The following is a 15,527-nucleotide window of genomic DNA, read 5'->3' on the forward strand; positions in this document are numbered from 1 at the left end:
GACGGAGAGGGCGGCGTGGGCCAGGGCCGGTTGGGCGGTTTCGCGGTGTTGCCAGAGCTGGTCCAGTAGCTCGCGTTCGCGGGTGGTGAAGTCGGGGCCCGCCGTGCCGAGGTAGGCGCGGTGGCGGAGGAAGGCGAGTGAGGTGGCGGTCGCGGTGTAGTCGGCGACGATACGGGCTGCGGCCGGGCCCTGGGTGCGGCGGGCGAGGTCGCGGGCTATGCCGCGGGCGCGCATGGAGGAGAGGGCGATGGGCTCGGGTGGGGTGAACCAGCCGGCGGCCTGGTAGGTGGTGAGCTGGGTGCGTATGGTGCGCAGCTGGTTGTTGCGGGACCAGATGGTCAGCCAGGTCAGCAGGCCGAAGACGGGGACCATGAAGAGGGCGTAGACGGCGAGGAAGCCGTAGCCGCCGAAGGTGGCGGAGCCGTTCCAGAGGCCGTGCAGGACCATGGCGCCGAGCAGGGCGGCGAGGGGGACGAGGACGCGGCGCGCTCGCTGGTGCTGGGCGGCCGCGGCGGCTATGCCGAAGCCGATGCCGGTGGCGGCGGTGAAGAAGGGGTGGGCGAAGGGGGACATCACCGCGCGGATGAAGAAGGTCGCGGCGGTGGTGGAGCGGATGCCGGAGTAGCCGAATTCCTGGTCGCTGACGAAGGCCGTGCCGAGGTAGAGGATGTTCTCGGTGAAGGCGAAGCCGGTGGCGGTGATTCCGGCGATGACGACGCCGTCGACGATTCCGTTGAAGTCGCGGCGCCGGAAGAGGAAGAGGAGCAGTACGGCGGCGGCCTTGGCGCTCTCTTCGACGACGGGGGCGACCAGGGTGGCGCCCCAGGTGTCGGCGTCGGCCTGGCTGGAGGAGGAGTCGGCGACGGTGGTCATGAGCCACTCGGTGGCGAAGCCGTTCGCGATGAGGGCGACGAGGGTCGCCGCGCACGCTCCCCAGGCGAAGGCGAAGATCAGGTTCCGCCAGGGTTCGGGTTCGATGCGGTCCATCCAGCGGAACGCGGCGATCAGCAGCGGTACGGGCAGGATGGCCAGGCCCAGGCCCACCAGGAAGCCCTCGGTGCCGGTCTGCTGGCGGACCAGGGCCAGGATGATCAGCCCGGAGAGGGAGAGCAGGACGATCAGCGCCGTGGCGCGCAGGGACTTGTTGGCCCACAGTGCGCTCAGTCGGCCGCCCCATGGGCCGGGGCCCGGCGGGTGTGGCCAGTCGGCTCCGGCCGGCGGCGCGGACGTGGGGCCGGTCCACGGCTGCTGTCCGTATGCCGTGGCCGGGGGGCCGGGCTGCTGGTGCGGGGGCGGGGACTGGTGCACCTGACGACCCTAACGAACGGCGGAATGGCGGACCGCAGGATTATGCCCAGGCGCCAAAGGGCGCTATGTGTGCGCTATGTCTCGCTGCGGCGGAAGATCAGATCGTGGACGACATGGCCCTTCTCCAGGCCCTGTCCCTCGAACTTGGTCAGCGGGCGGAAGTCCGGGCGCGGGCTGTAGCCGCCGTCGGGCTGGGCGTTCTCGAAGTGCGGGTCGGCGGTGAGGACCTCGAGCATCTGCTCGGCGTACGGCTCCCAGTCGGTCGCGCAGTGCAGCAGCGCGCCGGGGCGCAGCCGGGTGGCGGCGAGGGCGATGAACTCGGGCTGGATGAGGCGGCGCTTGTGGTGGCGCTTCTTGGGCCAGGGGTCAGGGAAGTAGACGCGCAGCCCGGCGAGGGAGGCGGGCTCCAGCATTTCGCGCAGCAGGATGATCGCGTCGCCGTTCGCCACCCGGATGTTGGAAAGGTTTTTCCGCTCGGCGAGAGCGAGCAGATTGCCCTGGCCGGGGGTGTGGACATCGGCGGCCAATATGCCGGTGCCGGGGTCGGCGGCCGCCATCTGGGCAGTGGCCTCGCCCATGCCGAAGCCGATCTCCAGGACGACGGGCAGGTCCGGGTCGCCGAACAGCTCGCCGAGGTCGATACGCGAGAGGCCGTCGATATCCAGGCCCCACTGGCCCCACAGGCGGCGCAGCGCCTCGCCCTGGCCCAAGGTCACCCGGCCGCGACGGGGGCGGAACGAGCGGATCCGCCGCTCGTGATGCGAGCCGGCGGGGTCGGCCAGCGGGCCGCCCGGGAACATCGGCTCGGCGCGACGGTCGCGCGGGGACGGGTGAGGGGACCGGGACGCCCACAGCACCAGCTCCCCGCTCGGGGCGGGGAGCGGGTGATGTGGGGCTGCCGGTGGGGTCTTTGGCCGTGGAGGTTTCGGCGGTGTGGTTCTCGGACACAGTGCTTTGATTCTACGGGCCCAGGCAGCAGCGCCCGGGCCCCTCATGCCTGGGCCCCTCATGCCCGTGCCCGATGTGCCCGTGCCCGATGTGCCCGTGCCCGATGTGCCCGTGCCCGACGTGCCCGTGCCCGGGCAGCAGCGCCCAGGCCCCGCCTCACATCCGCTCCAGCACCCGCCTCGCGACCTCCCGCCCGATCGGCAGCGACGCCGTCGCCGCCGGCGAGGGCGCGTTCAGCACATGGACGACGCGGGGGGACTCCTTGATCAGGAAGTCGTCCACCAGCGTGCCGTCGGGCAGCACCGCCTGGGCGCGCACGCCCGCCGGGGCCGGTATCAGGTCGTCGGCCGTGACATCCGGCAGCAGCCGGCGGACGGCGTCGGTGAAGGCGCCCTTGGACAGCGAGCGGCGCAGCTCGCCCGCGCCGTAACGCCAGTGGCGGCGGGCTATCCGCCAGGAGCCGGGGTACGCCAGCGTCCCGGCCAGCTCGCGCGGGCGGACCGTGTGCCACGTGTAGCCCTCGCGGGCGAGGGCCGGCACCGCGTTGGGCCCGATGTGGACAGAGCCGTCGACGCCGCGGGTCAGATGGACGCCGAGGAAGGGGAAGGCCGGGTCGGGGACGGGGTAGACCAGGCCGCGCACGAGGGAGGCGCGCGAGGGGACCAGCTCGTAGTACTCGCCGCGGAAGGGGACGATCCGCATGCCGGGGTCGTCGCCCGCCAGCCGGGCGATCCGGTCGCAGTGCAGGCCGGCGCAGTTGACCAGGGCCCGGGCCCGCAGCACCGTCCCGTCGTCCGTACGGACCGCGACCGCCGACGGGCGCCGCCCGATGGCGGTCACCCCCGCCCCGTATCGCACCGACGCCCCGGCGTCGCGCGCGAGGCGGGCCAGCTGGGCCGCCACGGCCTTGAAGTCGCAGATGCCCGTCGTGCCCACATGGATGGCGGCCAGGCCGCGCACCCACGGCTCGTGCTCGGCGAGCTGGGTGGGGCCGAGCTCGCGGACCGGGATTCCGTTCTCCCGGCCGCGCTGGACCAGGGCGTGCAGCCGGGGCAGCTCCGCCCGCTCCGTCGCCACGATGAGCTTGCCGGTCACCTCATGGGCGATGCCGTGCTCGGCGCAGAACTTGACCATCTCCGCCGCGCCCTGGGCCGCGAACCGCGCCTTCAGCGACCCGGGGCGGTAGTAGATGCCGCTGTGGATCACGCCGCTGTTCCGCCCCGTCTGGTGGCAGGCGGGGCCGGCTTCCTTCTCCAGGACGGTCACCCGGGTGCCGGGCGAGGCGCGCGTGATCGCATACGCCGTCGACAGGCCGACGATCCCGCCCCCGACCACCAGCACATCGCAGTCCAGCGCCCTCACGTCACCTCACCTCCCCACACCGCGCACAATCCACTCACCCAACTCGATGACTATCATGACCCGCGCCACTGACAGCCATCCGAAACCCCCGTCCCCCGCCACTCCGCCGACACCAAACGATCACGGCGGATGATCGCTTGCTCCGCCTCGCCATCGAGTGATCAGGCGGCCGGGCCGGAGCCGTCAGCCGTCCGGCCCGTCACGCCGTCCTCATCGTGCGTCACGCCCGTCACGCCGCCCCCATCAGGCGTCACCCCTGTCACGCCGCCGTCATCGTGCGTCACGCCCGTCACGCCGCCGCCATCAGGTGTCACGCCGGCGCCATCAGCAGCGGCCGCGCCCGCTCCCTCAGTTCGGCGACCCGCGGCTCGTCGCGGTAGGCCTCCAGGCGGTGCATCAGGTCCCGTACGTACTCGGTGGTGCGCGCGGACGATATTCGATTGGCGACCTCCACGGCACGGGCGCCCGCCGCGCACGCCGCGTCCAGATTGCCGGACTCCAGTTCGGCCACGGCGGACACGACGAGCCGCAGCCCGTGGGAGCGGACGAACTCCTCGGTGGGCCGGGCCAGCGCCTGCTCCGTGAACCGCCGTACCTGGCGCGGCAGTCGCAGGTCGCGGTAGCACTCGGCGGCGTCGGCAGCGAACCGCTCATGCGAGTAGAAGTCCAGCCAGGACGGGTCCGGATCGCCCGAACGGGACCGCTCGAGCCAGCCCTCGGCGGACTTGAGCGCCGCGCCGCAGGCCGGTCCGTCCCCGGCCTTGGCCTGGGCGCGGGCCTCGACGAGGCGGAAGAAGCTCATGGTGCGGGCGGTGGCCAGGCCGCGGTTGCGCTCGACGGCGGCCTGGGCCAGGTCCACGCCTTCGTCGGCGAAGCCCCTATAGGTGGCCTGCAGGCTCATGGAGGCCAGCACATAGCCGCCCAGGGGGACGTCGGCCGCGGCACGCGAGAGGCGCAGCGCCTGGATGTAGTAGCGCTGGGCGGCCTCCTGCTGGCCGGTGTCGAAGGCCATCCACCCGGCGAGCCGGGTTAGTTCGGCGGTGGCGCCGAACAGGGAGCGGCCGACCTCGTCGCTGTACGAGCCGAGCAGCAGGGGCGCCGCGTCGACCCGTAGGCACTCGGGCACCATCGACGAACGCCAGTCGCCGCCGCCGTACTTGGAGTCCCAGCGGCGCGCGTCCTCGGCGGCCTCGCGCAGCTTGGTGACGTCGCTGTGCCCGACGCGCTGCGGTAAACCGTCCAGGCCCACGCTGCCCTCGGCGTCCTTGGGCTCGCGCGCGACCGACGGGTCGGCCGGGGTTATCAGCCAGCGGGACGCGGGCGTGGCATATGCGCTGACCGCGAAGGATCCGGCCAGACTCTGCCAGATCCCGCCGCCACCGCGCCGGCCCGCCAGATCCAGCCGGTAGAGCTCGGTCGCCGAGCGCACGGCCTGGCCGATGTCGCGCGGGAAGGCGAGGCCGACCTCGGGCGCCGGATCGGCGTCGGCGAGCCCGATCTCATGGAGTGGTACGGGCCGCCCGAGTTTGCTCCCGATCGCGGCCGCAATCAGATGGGGCGCGGCGCCTTGGGGCACCATGCCCTTCGAGACCCAGCGGGCCACGGACGTCTTGTCATAGCGAAGCGTCAGGCCACGCTGGGCTCCGAGGTCGTTGACTCTCCGCGCCAGCCCGGCATTGCTGATCCCCGCGAGGGCGAGAACGGTGCCGAGCTTCTCGTTCGGCCCGCGTGGCTCCCTGGTCATGCGTACCCCTCGACAGCACCGACGGCCGCCCCGGCATAGGCGCGGGGCATTCGTAAACCCAGCGTAGTTCGCCGCATCCCGACCGTTAAGAGGTGGTGTCCCGGATGGCGAGATTCTTGTACGAACGGACGTGCGGAGCGGGGTGTGTGCTCCTGCTGTGTGTGGCTGTGCGCCTGTCCGTGCGCTCTGTCTCAGGGTTCGCGGGAACGTTTCGATGGATCCTGCGTGGGTCGGCCCGCTGTACGGAATCAGTGGGCTGGGGGACGCCGCCGCCTCATTCCCCGCGGGTGGCGGAGCGGTCCGGGAGGCGGATGCCGCCTCCCGGACTGACGTACCGTCAGGTGTCGTGCGGGGTGAGGACTTCCCGCCGGGCTGCCGTCGCGGCCGCCGCCAGGCCGGCGCAAGGCGGTCGCAAACCACCGCGAGGCTTCCGTAAGCCGATCAAGAGCGCCACGGAAGTTTGGCTGAATATCGCCGGTCGACACCCGCCGCGGCCCTGTGTGGTGCTGATCACGGCCGGGCTCCCGCGCCGGGCCGGGGAGGGGAAGGCCCGGCGCGGCAGTCCTCCCCGTGGCGTGCCTGCGGCGTTCAGCGCAGGTGCCTCGCGCCGGCGACCGCGCCCCGCGCCGACGACTCGTACGGCTCGTGCGGCTCCGTGCGGCTCCGTGCAGCTCGTTCCAAGCGCCCCTCGCCGGCGCCCAATTGGCGCCTCTGCGCCCTTGCGCGCCCCTTTGCGCCCCTCTCGTGGCAGCATGGGTCACGGCGGAGCGGTCCGTCGCGCCGACGACGGTTCCCGCGTGCGCGTCCGCGCTTGGCGGGATCACGTCTTGTGATCAACCCTGTTGTTCCTGTGGTCGACTGCGGTCAAAGGACATCCAGGAGATCCATGTAGTTGTCCGGTTCGATGCCGAAACCGTCGACGTGCTGTGCATGATGGCACCTACTTCTTGGTTGCCTTGTTTGCCCACACCCTGTGGAGGCGCGATGCGGTGGTTGGTGGGGTGGAGCAGTACCGCATCGGGGCCAGACCCCTCGCAGGGCCGCGCGGTCCAGCCGGTCGGCGCCCATCTCCTGTGGTCGGACCCCGATCCGCTGTGGGCGGTCGGCGACTGGCGGCCCGACGAGGTACGCGTCGTCCAGGCCGACCCCTTCTCCCGACTCGCCGTCTTCGGCTGCTGCGGCGCCTCCGACGAGGAGCTGCGCGTCGGCCTGTTCGCCGCCCGCGGCGGCGCCCTGCGCCACCTCACCGCCTGGTCCGGCAGCTACACCGCCGTCGCCCAGGTCGGCCGCCGCACCACCATCGTCGGCGACCTGGCCGGCGCCCGGCCCGTCTTCCACACGGACTGGGGCGGCGGCACCGCATACGCCACGGCCGCCCTCCCGCTCGCCGACCTCATCGAGGCGCAGCTCGACGTCGGACACCTCGGCGCGCTCCTGGCCTGCCCCGACGCCCCGGAGGCGATGGGCGACGGCACCCCGTACATGGGCGTCAGACGGGTGCCCCCGGGACACGCCCTGATCCTGCGCGACGGGGCCCGCGACATCGTCGGCTACGAGCCCACCGCCTCGCTCGCCGTCGCCGCGCCCCAAGTGGACCAGGAACAGGCCGTGGACGGCGTGCGGGACGCCCTCGTGGAGGCCGTACGGGCCAGGCTCACCGCGCCCCGCCACGCCCCCGAAACCAGCGGCGACCTCGACCCCGGCCCGGTCCCCGGCATGGGCCCCGCAGAGCGGCGCGCGGCCCGCGGCGCACCGGCGCCCGGCATCGGCGCCGACCTCTCCGGAGGCAGCGCCTCCGCCACCCTGGCCCTGCTGGCCGCCGGACTTCCCGGGATGCCCGGCACCCTCCTCGGCCACGGCGCCGAAGCGGGCGAACGCCTCCTCGCCGTCACCTTCAACGACCTGGCCACCGCGGGCGGCGCCCGCGCCCGCGAGGCCGAGCTGGAACGGGCCGGCACCATCGCCGCCAACCCGCGGCTGCACCACGTCGTCGTCACCGCGGGCGAGGAAGCGCTCCCGTACGCCGCCCTGGACATCGGCCCGCTCACCGACGAACCCGGCCCCTCCATCGTCAGCGCCGAACGCCACCGCCGCCGGCTTGTCGCGGGCAGCGCGGACCACTTCGTCGGCCACGGCGCCCGCCAGGCGCTCGACGCCCACCCGGCGCGCCTCGCCGACCTGCTCCTCGACCGAAGACGCCGCCACCTGCTGCGCCCCGCCACCGCGCTGGCCAAGGCCGACGGGCCCTCCGGCCACTCCTTCTTCGTGCCCTTCACGGTCTACCGGGCGGCGCGCAAACTGGCCCGTACGTCCTACCGGGACGGCGTCGAGGACGCCGCGAGCCGCCTCCTGGAACGGCGCTTCACCGACGACGGCAGCGGAGGGCGAGAAGGCGGCAGGTCCGGACCCGGGGTCGTCTCCGCCTCCCTCGCCGCGCTCGCCTGGTGCCGGCCCGGCCCCGCCGCCCGCTGGCTCACCGGCGAGGCGCTGGCCGAGGTGTCGCTGCGCCTGGAGCAGGCCGCGGCCCGCCCCGTCACCCTGCGCCGCCCCGGGGAGCGGCGCGCCGACGCGGCCCTGGCAAGGCACGCCGCCGACCACCGGGTGTTCGAGCAGGCGGCCGAGGTACGCAGCCAGCGCCTCCACGCCCCCTTCCTCGACAACCAGGTCGTACGGGCCTGCCGCGCGCTCCCCGAAGCGCTACGAGTGCAACCTGGGGCGCGCGCGGCCACGCTGCGCGCGGTCCTCGCCGGAGCGGGCATCCGCGACCTGCCGCCCGGCTGGGGAGCCACCTCCCACGCCGCCCACGCCGCCGCCGTACGGGCCGGGCTGCGCGCCTGGGTCGGCGAGGTCGTCAACCTCTTCGACGCGCCGCTGCTCGCCGACGCGGGCCTGGTGGAGGCCCGCGTCGTACGCAAGGCGCTGCGCGCGGCGGCGGAAGGGGAGCGGCTGCCCCTGGACGGGCTGGCCGAACTCGTCTCCACGGAGGTCTGGCTGCGGCGGCTGCTGGCCCGGCGCGGCACCTGCTGGACGGGGACGGCGGCGCCGCGGCAGCAGGCGGTGGCGGGTGGAGTGGCTCCGCGGCCGAGCCTGTAGGGCTGCGGGTGTGTGGTTGTGGGTGCGGGTGTGGTGTGGTGTGGTGCTGTGGTTTGTCTTCGGGCCGTGAGTCCGGCCCGCGCCGGGTAACGGCACGCCAATTGACCACGTGTTCGTATGGTCCGACCGCTGACGCGAGGACAATGACCCCGTGCGGTATCTGATCCTCGGCTCGGCCGAAGCACGCGACGACAACGGGAACCTCCTGCCGCTGGGCGGTCCCCGTCTCCGCGCGCTGCTCACCGCGCTCGCCATGCGCGCCGCACGCCCCGCCCCCGTGGCCGTGGACGTCCTCATCGACGAGGTGTGGACCCACGACCCTCCCCAGGACGCCCCCGCCGCACTCCAGGCGCTCGTGGGCCGTCTGCGCAGGGCCATCGGCCGGGACGCGGTGGTCTCCGCGCCCGGGGGCTACCGCCTCGCCACCAACGGCCCCCGGGACGTCGACCTCCTCCACTTCGAGGCGCTGGCGAAACACGGCACGCGGGCCCTCGGCGTCGGTGACGCACGAACGGCGGCCGACGTGCTGCGGCAGGCGCTCGCGCTGTGGCGCGGCCCCGCGTTGGCCGATCTGCCGGACCGGGATGCCGCCGCGGCCCGCCCCGAGGCGCTGCGGCTCACCGCGCTGCACCGCCGTATCGACGCCGACCTCACGCTCGGCCACGCGGCGGACGTCATACCGGAGCTGCGCGAACTCGTCATCGACCACCCGCTCGACGAGACCTTCCACGCGCAGCTGATCCGCGCGCTGCACGCGGCGGGCCGCCCGGCCGACGCGCTCGCCGCGTACGAGGCGGTCCGCCGGACGCTCGCCGACCACCTCGGCACGGACCCGGGCGCGGACCTCAAGGCGCTGCATGGGCTGCTGCTGACCGGGGGGCCGATTTCTGGAGGGCCGCTGTCCGGTGGGCCCGTGCCGCCCTCGGCGGGTACGGGGTCCGCGGCCGTACGGCATCCTGGGGGGCTGCGGGTTGGCGCCGAGGCTGGGCAGGGGCCGTACGGGCCCGCGGCGACGCGCGGGTTGGAGCCGACCCGCCCGCCGTACGCCGCCCACAGCCCTTCCGGTGCGGCCCGTGACGATGAGGGTGCCCACGCTGCGCAGGCCCTCGACGGCGGGCACGCCGACCGTGACCCTGAGGCGCCCCTTGGGACGGAGAGGGCCGCTGGTGCCGCGACGGCTCACGGCGCCGGGACGGCCCTCGGTTCCGGGGTGGTCCACAGTGCCGGCACGGACCACGGTGCTGACACGGCCCAAGGTGCTGGGACCACCCAGGGCGCTGGGACGGCCCATAGCGCCAGGACGGTCCATAGCGCCGGGACGGCCCCTGGTGTCGAGGCGGTTCACGGTACTGGGGCAGGCCATGGCGCCGACGCAGCCCCAGGCGCTTGGAGAGTCCCTGGTGCCGGGACGGCTGACGGCGTTCGGGTGGAGCACGGTGCCGGGGCAGGCCATGGCGCCGGAACCGCCCTCGTCGGCGCCCCGGCCGCGCCGTCGAACGGCGGGCCAGGGCCGGGCGGGCCGCAAGGCGGCGGCTTCCGTCCGCGCGGGAACCTCCGGGCGCGGCTCACCAGCTTTGTCGGGCGGCAGAGCGAGATCGGGGACCTCCACGGGGATCTGCGCGGCGCCCGGCTGGTCACGCTCACCGGCCCGGGCGGCTCCGGCAAGACCCGGCTCTCCGAGGAGGCCGCCTCAACCGTCACAACTGCCTACCCCGACGGGGTTTGGGTCGCCGAGCTCGCCAAGCTCGACCATCCCGCCGCCGTCCCCGGGACCGTCCTGAGCGCTGTAGGTGACCGTGAGACGTCCCTGCTCGCCACCGGGCTGGAAGGGCGGATCGGCCCGGCGGACGGCGCCGACCCGACCGCACGCCTTGTCGAGCTCTGCGCCCACCGCCGCCTGCTGCTCCTGCTCGACAACTGTGAGCACGTCATAGACGCCGCGGCGCGGCTCGCCGAGACGCTGCTCGCGCACTGCCCGGGGGTGACCGTGCTGGCCACCAGCCGGGAGCCGCTGGGCGTGCCGGGCGAGACCGTACGGCCCGTGGAGCCGCTTCGGCCCGCGCCCGCCCACCAGTTGTTCGCCGAGCGCGCCGCGGCCACCCTGCCGGGGTTCGACCCGGCGCGGGACGCCGACACGTCGGCCGCGGTCGCCGAGATCTGCCGTCGGCTGGACGGTTTGCCGCTGGCGATCGAGCTGGCGGCCGCGCGGCTGCGGCTGTTGACGCCGCGGCAGATCGCCGACCGGCTCGATGACCGCTTTCGGCTGCTGACCAGCGGCAGCCGGACCCTGCTGCCGCGCCAGCAGACGCTGCGGGCCGTCGTCGACTGGTCCTGGGACCTGCTCGACGAGCGTGAGCGCACGGTGCTGCGCCGGGCGTCGGTGTTCGCGGGCGGATGGGGGCTGAGCGCGGCGGAGGCGGTGTGCGCGGACGCGCCGCCCGCCACCGACCTGCCCGCCACCGACCTGCCTGCCCGCCCCCACGAGCACATAGCCCCCGGCGATGTGCTCGATCTGCTCGGGGCGCTGGTCGACAAGTCGCTCCTGGTCGTCGACCACCCGACGGCCGACCGGACCCCAGGGGACCCGGCCCCAGAGGACCCGGCCGCCCCAGAAGCCCCGGCCCCGGAGGGTCCGGCCCTGGGGGATCCCGTCGGCGCCGCGGCCCCCTCCGAGGTCCGTTACCGCATGCTGGAGACGATCCACGAGTACGTCGGTGAGCGGGCCGTCGAGGACCCCGCCGCCCGGGCCGACCACGCCGCCGCCGTGGCCCGCCACACCACCCACTTCCTCGACTTCGCCCGCACCGCCGAGCCACGGCTGCGCTCCGCGGAGCAGCTTCACTGGCTGCGCCGCGTCGAGACGGAACTCGACAACATCCGAGCCGCCCTGAACCGCTCCCTAGAGGCGCGCGACGAGCAGACCGCGACCGACTTCATCATGGCCATGAGCTGGTTCTGGTGGCTGCGCAACTACCGGGACGAGGGCATCGCCTGGACCCGCGAGGCATTGATCCTCAGCGGCTCCATGGGGCGCGACGACATCTACAGCATGCTCGGTTCGATCCCCGAGGAGGTCCCGCCCGGGCAGGACGGCGTCGACGCGGCCGTCACGCGCTACTGGGACCAGATGGACCTGCGGCTCCTGCTGTTCTTCATGAACGCCGACAACGCTGATGGGCCGACCCTGACCAGCCCCGGGGCCGTGACCGCGGCTTTGCGCATCCGCGATGCCTACATGGGCCACCCCGGCCCGCGCACCGCTCGCTTCCCCGGCATGCTGTGGCCGTTCGCCGGGTTCGTCATCGACGGCCACACCGGGGCGGTCCCGCTGATGAGCGAGGCTGTGGCCCACTGCAGGGCGTACGGCGACGACTGGGCGGTCGGCGTGGCGCTGATGTTCCGTACGCACATAACCATCGACTCCTCGGGCGGTATGAAGAACGCCGAGGCGGACTGGGCGGAGCTGCGGGAGCTGAGCAGACGGGTCGGCGACCGGTGGATGCTCGCCCAGGTCGAGACCGCCGCCGGCGAGATGGCCGCGAGCCGAGCCCGGCTCGACGAGGCGCGGGCCGCCTACGAGATGGCGCGGCGGCTCGCACGGGAGATCGGCGCACATACCGAGACGCCGTTCCTCATCACCCGGCTGGCGGATGTGGCGATCAACGGCAGGGACCTCGACCGGGCCGAGAAGCTGCTGGACCAGTCGGACGAGGAGGCGGCGCACCGCGGCTCCAGGGACGTACAGTCCTTCAACCGCTTGCTGCGCTCCCTGATCGAGCTGCACCGCGGAGATCTGGCCCGGGCGCGGACGCTGTGCGACGAGGCTCGGCGCATCGGGGAGCAGGCGACCCCGCCCCCGCAGTTCTGGATACTCCTGGACGGCATGGACGCCCGCATCACCGCCGACGAGGGCGATGCGCCCGGTGCACTGCGCAAGGTGCGCGACAACCTGGGCAGGGGCGTCGAGACCGGCTGTGCGGAGCTCCTGCTGGCCCAGCAGGCGGAGACCGCCGCGCATGCCCTGGTGGGCTGCGACGAAGAGCGCCTTGCCGCCCGGCTGCTGGGCGCGGCCGACGCCTGGCGCGGCGAGTTGCACCGCACCCCGCTCCTGCTGCGCGAGGCCGAGAAGACCGAGGCCGCCGCGCAGCGCGCCCTGGGCCGCGAGGCGGCCCAGGCGCTGCGCGCCGAGGGCGCGGGCCTGTCCGTCGAGCAGGTCATCGCCCTGCTCGACGAACTCGTGACCGCGGCCTAGCCCGACCGCTGCCACAGCCCCGGACGGCCGCTGCCCGGCCCAGGACGCGCGTCACCCCGCAGGGCGCGACCGTAGCCCGTCCAGGAGGATGTCCAGCAGCCGCGCGGAGGCCGCCGCCTGCTGCACCGCGTCCGGCAGCGAGGGCGCCGCCGTGGCGATCACCAGCAGCACATCGGCCACCGTCACGTCCGGCCGCAGCTCGCCCGCTTCCCGCGCCCGGTCCACCAGCTGCCCGACGACCTCCAGCAGCGCCGCGGCGCCCGCGTCGTCAGGGCCGCCCGGGACGACGGGGCTGGGCTGCTCCACCAGCCGCAGCTCCGGCTGGGGAGGGTCGGCTAACCCCACCTGCCGCTGCTGCGGCACCCGGACATCCGACTCCACCTCGACCCCGACCCGCAGCACCTGGGGCGGCAGCAGCCGGCCCGCGCCGGAGGCCACCGAGGTGCGCAGGAACCGGGCCAGCGCCGACCACGGCTCGTTTTCCTGGCCGAGGGCAGCGCGCGCCTGGTCGGTCAGCCGGGCGGTCTCCTCCTCGGCTATACGACGGACCAGGACGTCCTTGCTGGGGAAGCGCCGATAGACGGTGCCCACCCCGACCCGCGCGCGCCGCGCGACGTCCTCCATGGGAGCGCCGTACCCCAGCTCCCCGAAGACCTCGCGCGCCGCCCGCAGCACATGCTCGAGATTGCGCTGCGCGTCCACGCGCAGCGGAGTGTTCCGGCCGCCGGCACCGTCCGCCGACGCGACGGCTGACGACCAATGAGAACCCTGAAGCTGCATAGTGATCCCCCGGTTATGACGTCTCCCCCCGGAGACTCCCCGCCCAGAACGCCGGGGCAGTCTCGACCCCGACGGAGTACGAACATAGTTGAGCGCCGGTCAAGAAAGAAGGGGGTAGGTCCGGACAGATCGACCCCCGTTCGGAGTACCGCACCGCCCGTCCGCGCTTCCCCACCCGCCCACCACCCCGCGCCCCCCTACTGACCTGCGCACCTTCCGTACGCTTGACCGAATGGGCGCGGCGGGGCGCGTCGAAACCGCCGGTCACACAATTCGTCGGGCCTGTGGACAAACCGCGGCTGTGCGTGCCTCATGGGAGGGTGAAGGAACCTGCGCGCATTCTCGTTGTCGGCGGTGGCTACGTCGGGATGTACACCGCGCTGCGCCTCCAGCGGAAGCTGAAGAGGGAGCTGGGGCAAGGCGACGTACAGGTCATCGTGGTCGACCCCGAGCCGTACATGACCTATCAGCCGTTCCTCCCGGAGGCCGCGGCCGGATCGATCTCGCCACGCCATGTCGTCGTGCCGCTGCGTCGCATCCTGCCCCGCTGCCAGGTCGTGATCGGCGAGGCCGTGGCGATCAACCACGGCAAACGCACCGCGACGATCAAAACCCTCGCCACCACCGAGGAGGGCACCGGCGCGGTGGAGATCCACTACGACGAGCTCGTACTGGCGCCCGGCTCCGTCTCCCGCACCCTCCCGGTCCCCGGCCTGGTCGACCACGGCATCGGCTTCAAGACCGTGGAGGAGGCCATCGGCCTGCGCAACCACGTCCTGGAGCAGCTGGACATCGCCTCCTCCACCCGGGACCCCGACGTCCGGGACGCCGCGCTCACCTTCGTCTTCGTCGGCGGCGGATACGCGGGCGTCGAGGCGCTCGCCGAGCTTGAGGACATGGCCCGGTACGCCGTCCGCTACTACCACAACATCGCGCCCGAGGACCTGAAGTGGATCCTGGTGGAGGCCACCGGCCGCATCCTCCCGGAGGTCGGGGAGGAGATGGGCAAGTACGCGGTCCGCGAGCTGCGCGGCCGCAATATCGACGTACGGCTGGAGACCCGCCTCGACTCCTGTGTGGACCGGGTCGCGGCGCTGAGCGACGGCTCGCGCTTCCCCACCCGCACCCTGGTGTGGACCGCGGGGGTCAAACCGCACCCCATCCTGGCCTCCACCGACCTCCCGGTGAACGCGCACGGCCGCCTCAAGTGCACTGCCGCCCTCCATGTGGACGGAGTGGAGCACGCCTGGAGCGCGGGCGACGCCGCGGCGGTCCCGGACGTGACGGCGGAGGAGCCCGGCAAGGAGTGCGCGCCCAACGCCCAGCACGCGCTGCGCCAGTCCAAGGTGCTCGCCGAGAACCTGATCGCCTCCCTGCACGGCCGGCCGCTGAAGGACTACGCGCACACATACGCCGGCTCGGTGGCCTCCCTCGGCCTCCACAAAGGCGTCGCCCATGTCTACGGGCGGAAGCTGAAGGGCTACCCCGCCTGGTTCATGCACCGCGCCTATCACCTCAGCCGGGTGCCGACGTTCAACCGGAAGGCGCGCGTTTTGGCAGAGTGGACCCTGTCGGGGCTCTTCAAACGGGAGATCGTCTCGCTCGGGTCGCTGGAGAACCCGCGGGCCGAGTTCAAGCTCGCCGCCGACACCGGCCGCCATCCCGAGGCCAGTTGACGCCAGCCGACGCCGGTTCGGCCCCGTTCGGCCCGTTGGAGCGGAGGCGGGAACTCCCCCCACCCGACCGGCGTCTCACGGATGTCAGTCCGGTCGGTCACACTGGACGTGTGACCATGGGTGGGCTCGTACCTGCAAAGAGTGACAATCGCGAGGATTCGGAAGTTTGCTGCATTCCCCTGGGGGCCGTCCCCCGCACCCACACCCCTTTCCGTACCCCCGCGCCGGCGCGCCGCTCAGCCACAACCTCGCGAGGTAACCCCCGGTGAACTTCACACGCTGGAGCGCCCGGCTTCCCCGAACACAGCGACGCACCGCCGCCCGGGCCGACCGCGCCGCGCGGCGGCCCGGGCGGCGGTGCGTC

The 15,527-nt window shown here is 73.5% G+C and carries 8 protein-coding genes; 3 read left to right on the forward strand and 5 right to left on the reverse strand.

Annotation, left to right across the window (positions count from 1 at the left end; genetic code table 11):
• The 4 genes from CCN51_RS28610 to CCN51_RS28625 all read right to left on the reverse strand — a co-directional run.
• Nucleotides 1-1,308, reverse strand: a 1,308-nt coding sequence (locus CCN51_RS28610) for a PrsW family intramembrane metalloprotease (protein WP_211303260.1), incomplete at its 3' end; no start/stop codon positions are given.
• 74 nt (nt 1,309-1,382) lie between these two features.
• Nucleotides 1,383-2,108, reverse strand: a complete 726-nt coding sequence (gene trmB, locus CCN51_RS28615) for a tRNA (guanosine(46)-N7)-methyltransferase TrmB (RefSeq protein WP_086013673.1) — start codon at nt 2,106-2,108, stop codon at nt 1,383-1,385.
• A gap of 304 nt (nt 2,109-2,412) precedes the next feature.
• The gene (lhgO, locus tag CCN51_RS28620; RefSeq protein ID WP_014178358.1) at nt 2,413-3,618 is read right to left on the reverse strand and encodes an L-2-hydroxyglutarate oxidase; all 1,206 of its coding nucleotides are present in this window, start codon (nt 3,616-3,618) and stop codon (nt 2,413-2,415) included.
• 310 nt (nt 3,619-3,928) lie between these two features.
• A complete protein-coding gene (locus CCN51_RS28625; protein WP_014178359.1) occupies nt 3,929-5,362 on the reverse strand; it encodes an NsdA family TPR-like regulatory protein in 1,434 nt (477 codons plus the stop codon).
• Between the two features lie 984 nt (nt 5,363-6,346).
• Between CCN51_RS28625 and CCN51_RS28630 the strand changes: the two genes are divergently transcribed.
• The gene (locus tag CCN51_RS28630; protein ID WP_014178360.1) at nt 6,347-8,455 is read left to right on the forward strand and encodes an asparagine synthase-related protein; all 2,109 of its coding nucleotides are present in this window, start codon (nt 6,347-6,349) and stop codon (nt 8,453-8,455) included.
• A 151-nt stretch (nt 8,456-8,606) separates the two neighbouring features.
• Nucleotides 8,607-12,707, forward strand: coding sequence for an AfsR/SARP family transcriptional regulator (locus CCN51_RS28635; protein ID WP_014178361.1), 4,101 nt, complete (start codon nt 8,607-8,609; stop codon nt 12,705-12,707).
• 51 nt (nt 12,708-12,758) lie between these two features.
• Here the strand turns inward: CCN51_RS28635 and CCN51_RS28640 are convergent, their stop codons facing one another.
• Complete coding sequence (locus CCN51_RS28640) at nt 12,759-13,487, reverse strand: TetR/AcrR family transcriptional regulator (RefSeq protein ID WP_043487354.1); 729 nt, start codon at nt 13,485-13,487, stop codon at nt 12,759-12,761.
• A gap of 320 nt (nt 13,488-13,807) precedes the next feature.
• On the opposite strand from CCN51_RS28640, the gene CCN51_RS28645 reads away from it, so the two are divergent.
• The gene (locus CCN51_RS28645; protein ID WP_043487357.1) at nt 13,808-15,163 is read left to right on the forward strand and encodes an NAD(P)/FAD-dependent oxidoreductase; all 1,356 of its coding nucleotides are present in this window, start codon (nt 13,808-13,810) and stop codon (nt 15,161-15,163) included.
• Nucleotides 15,164-15,527: the final 364 nt, after the last annotated feature.

Origin of the sequence: Streptomyces milbemycinicus (assembly GCF_002154605.1) — a bacterium.
Taxonomy (GTDB): Bacteria; Actinomycetota; Actinomycetes; order Streptomycetales; family Streptomycetaceae; genus Streptomyces; species Streptomyces milbemycinicus.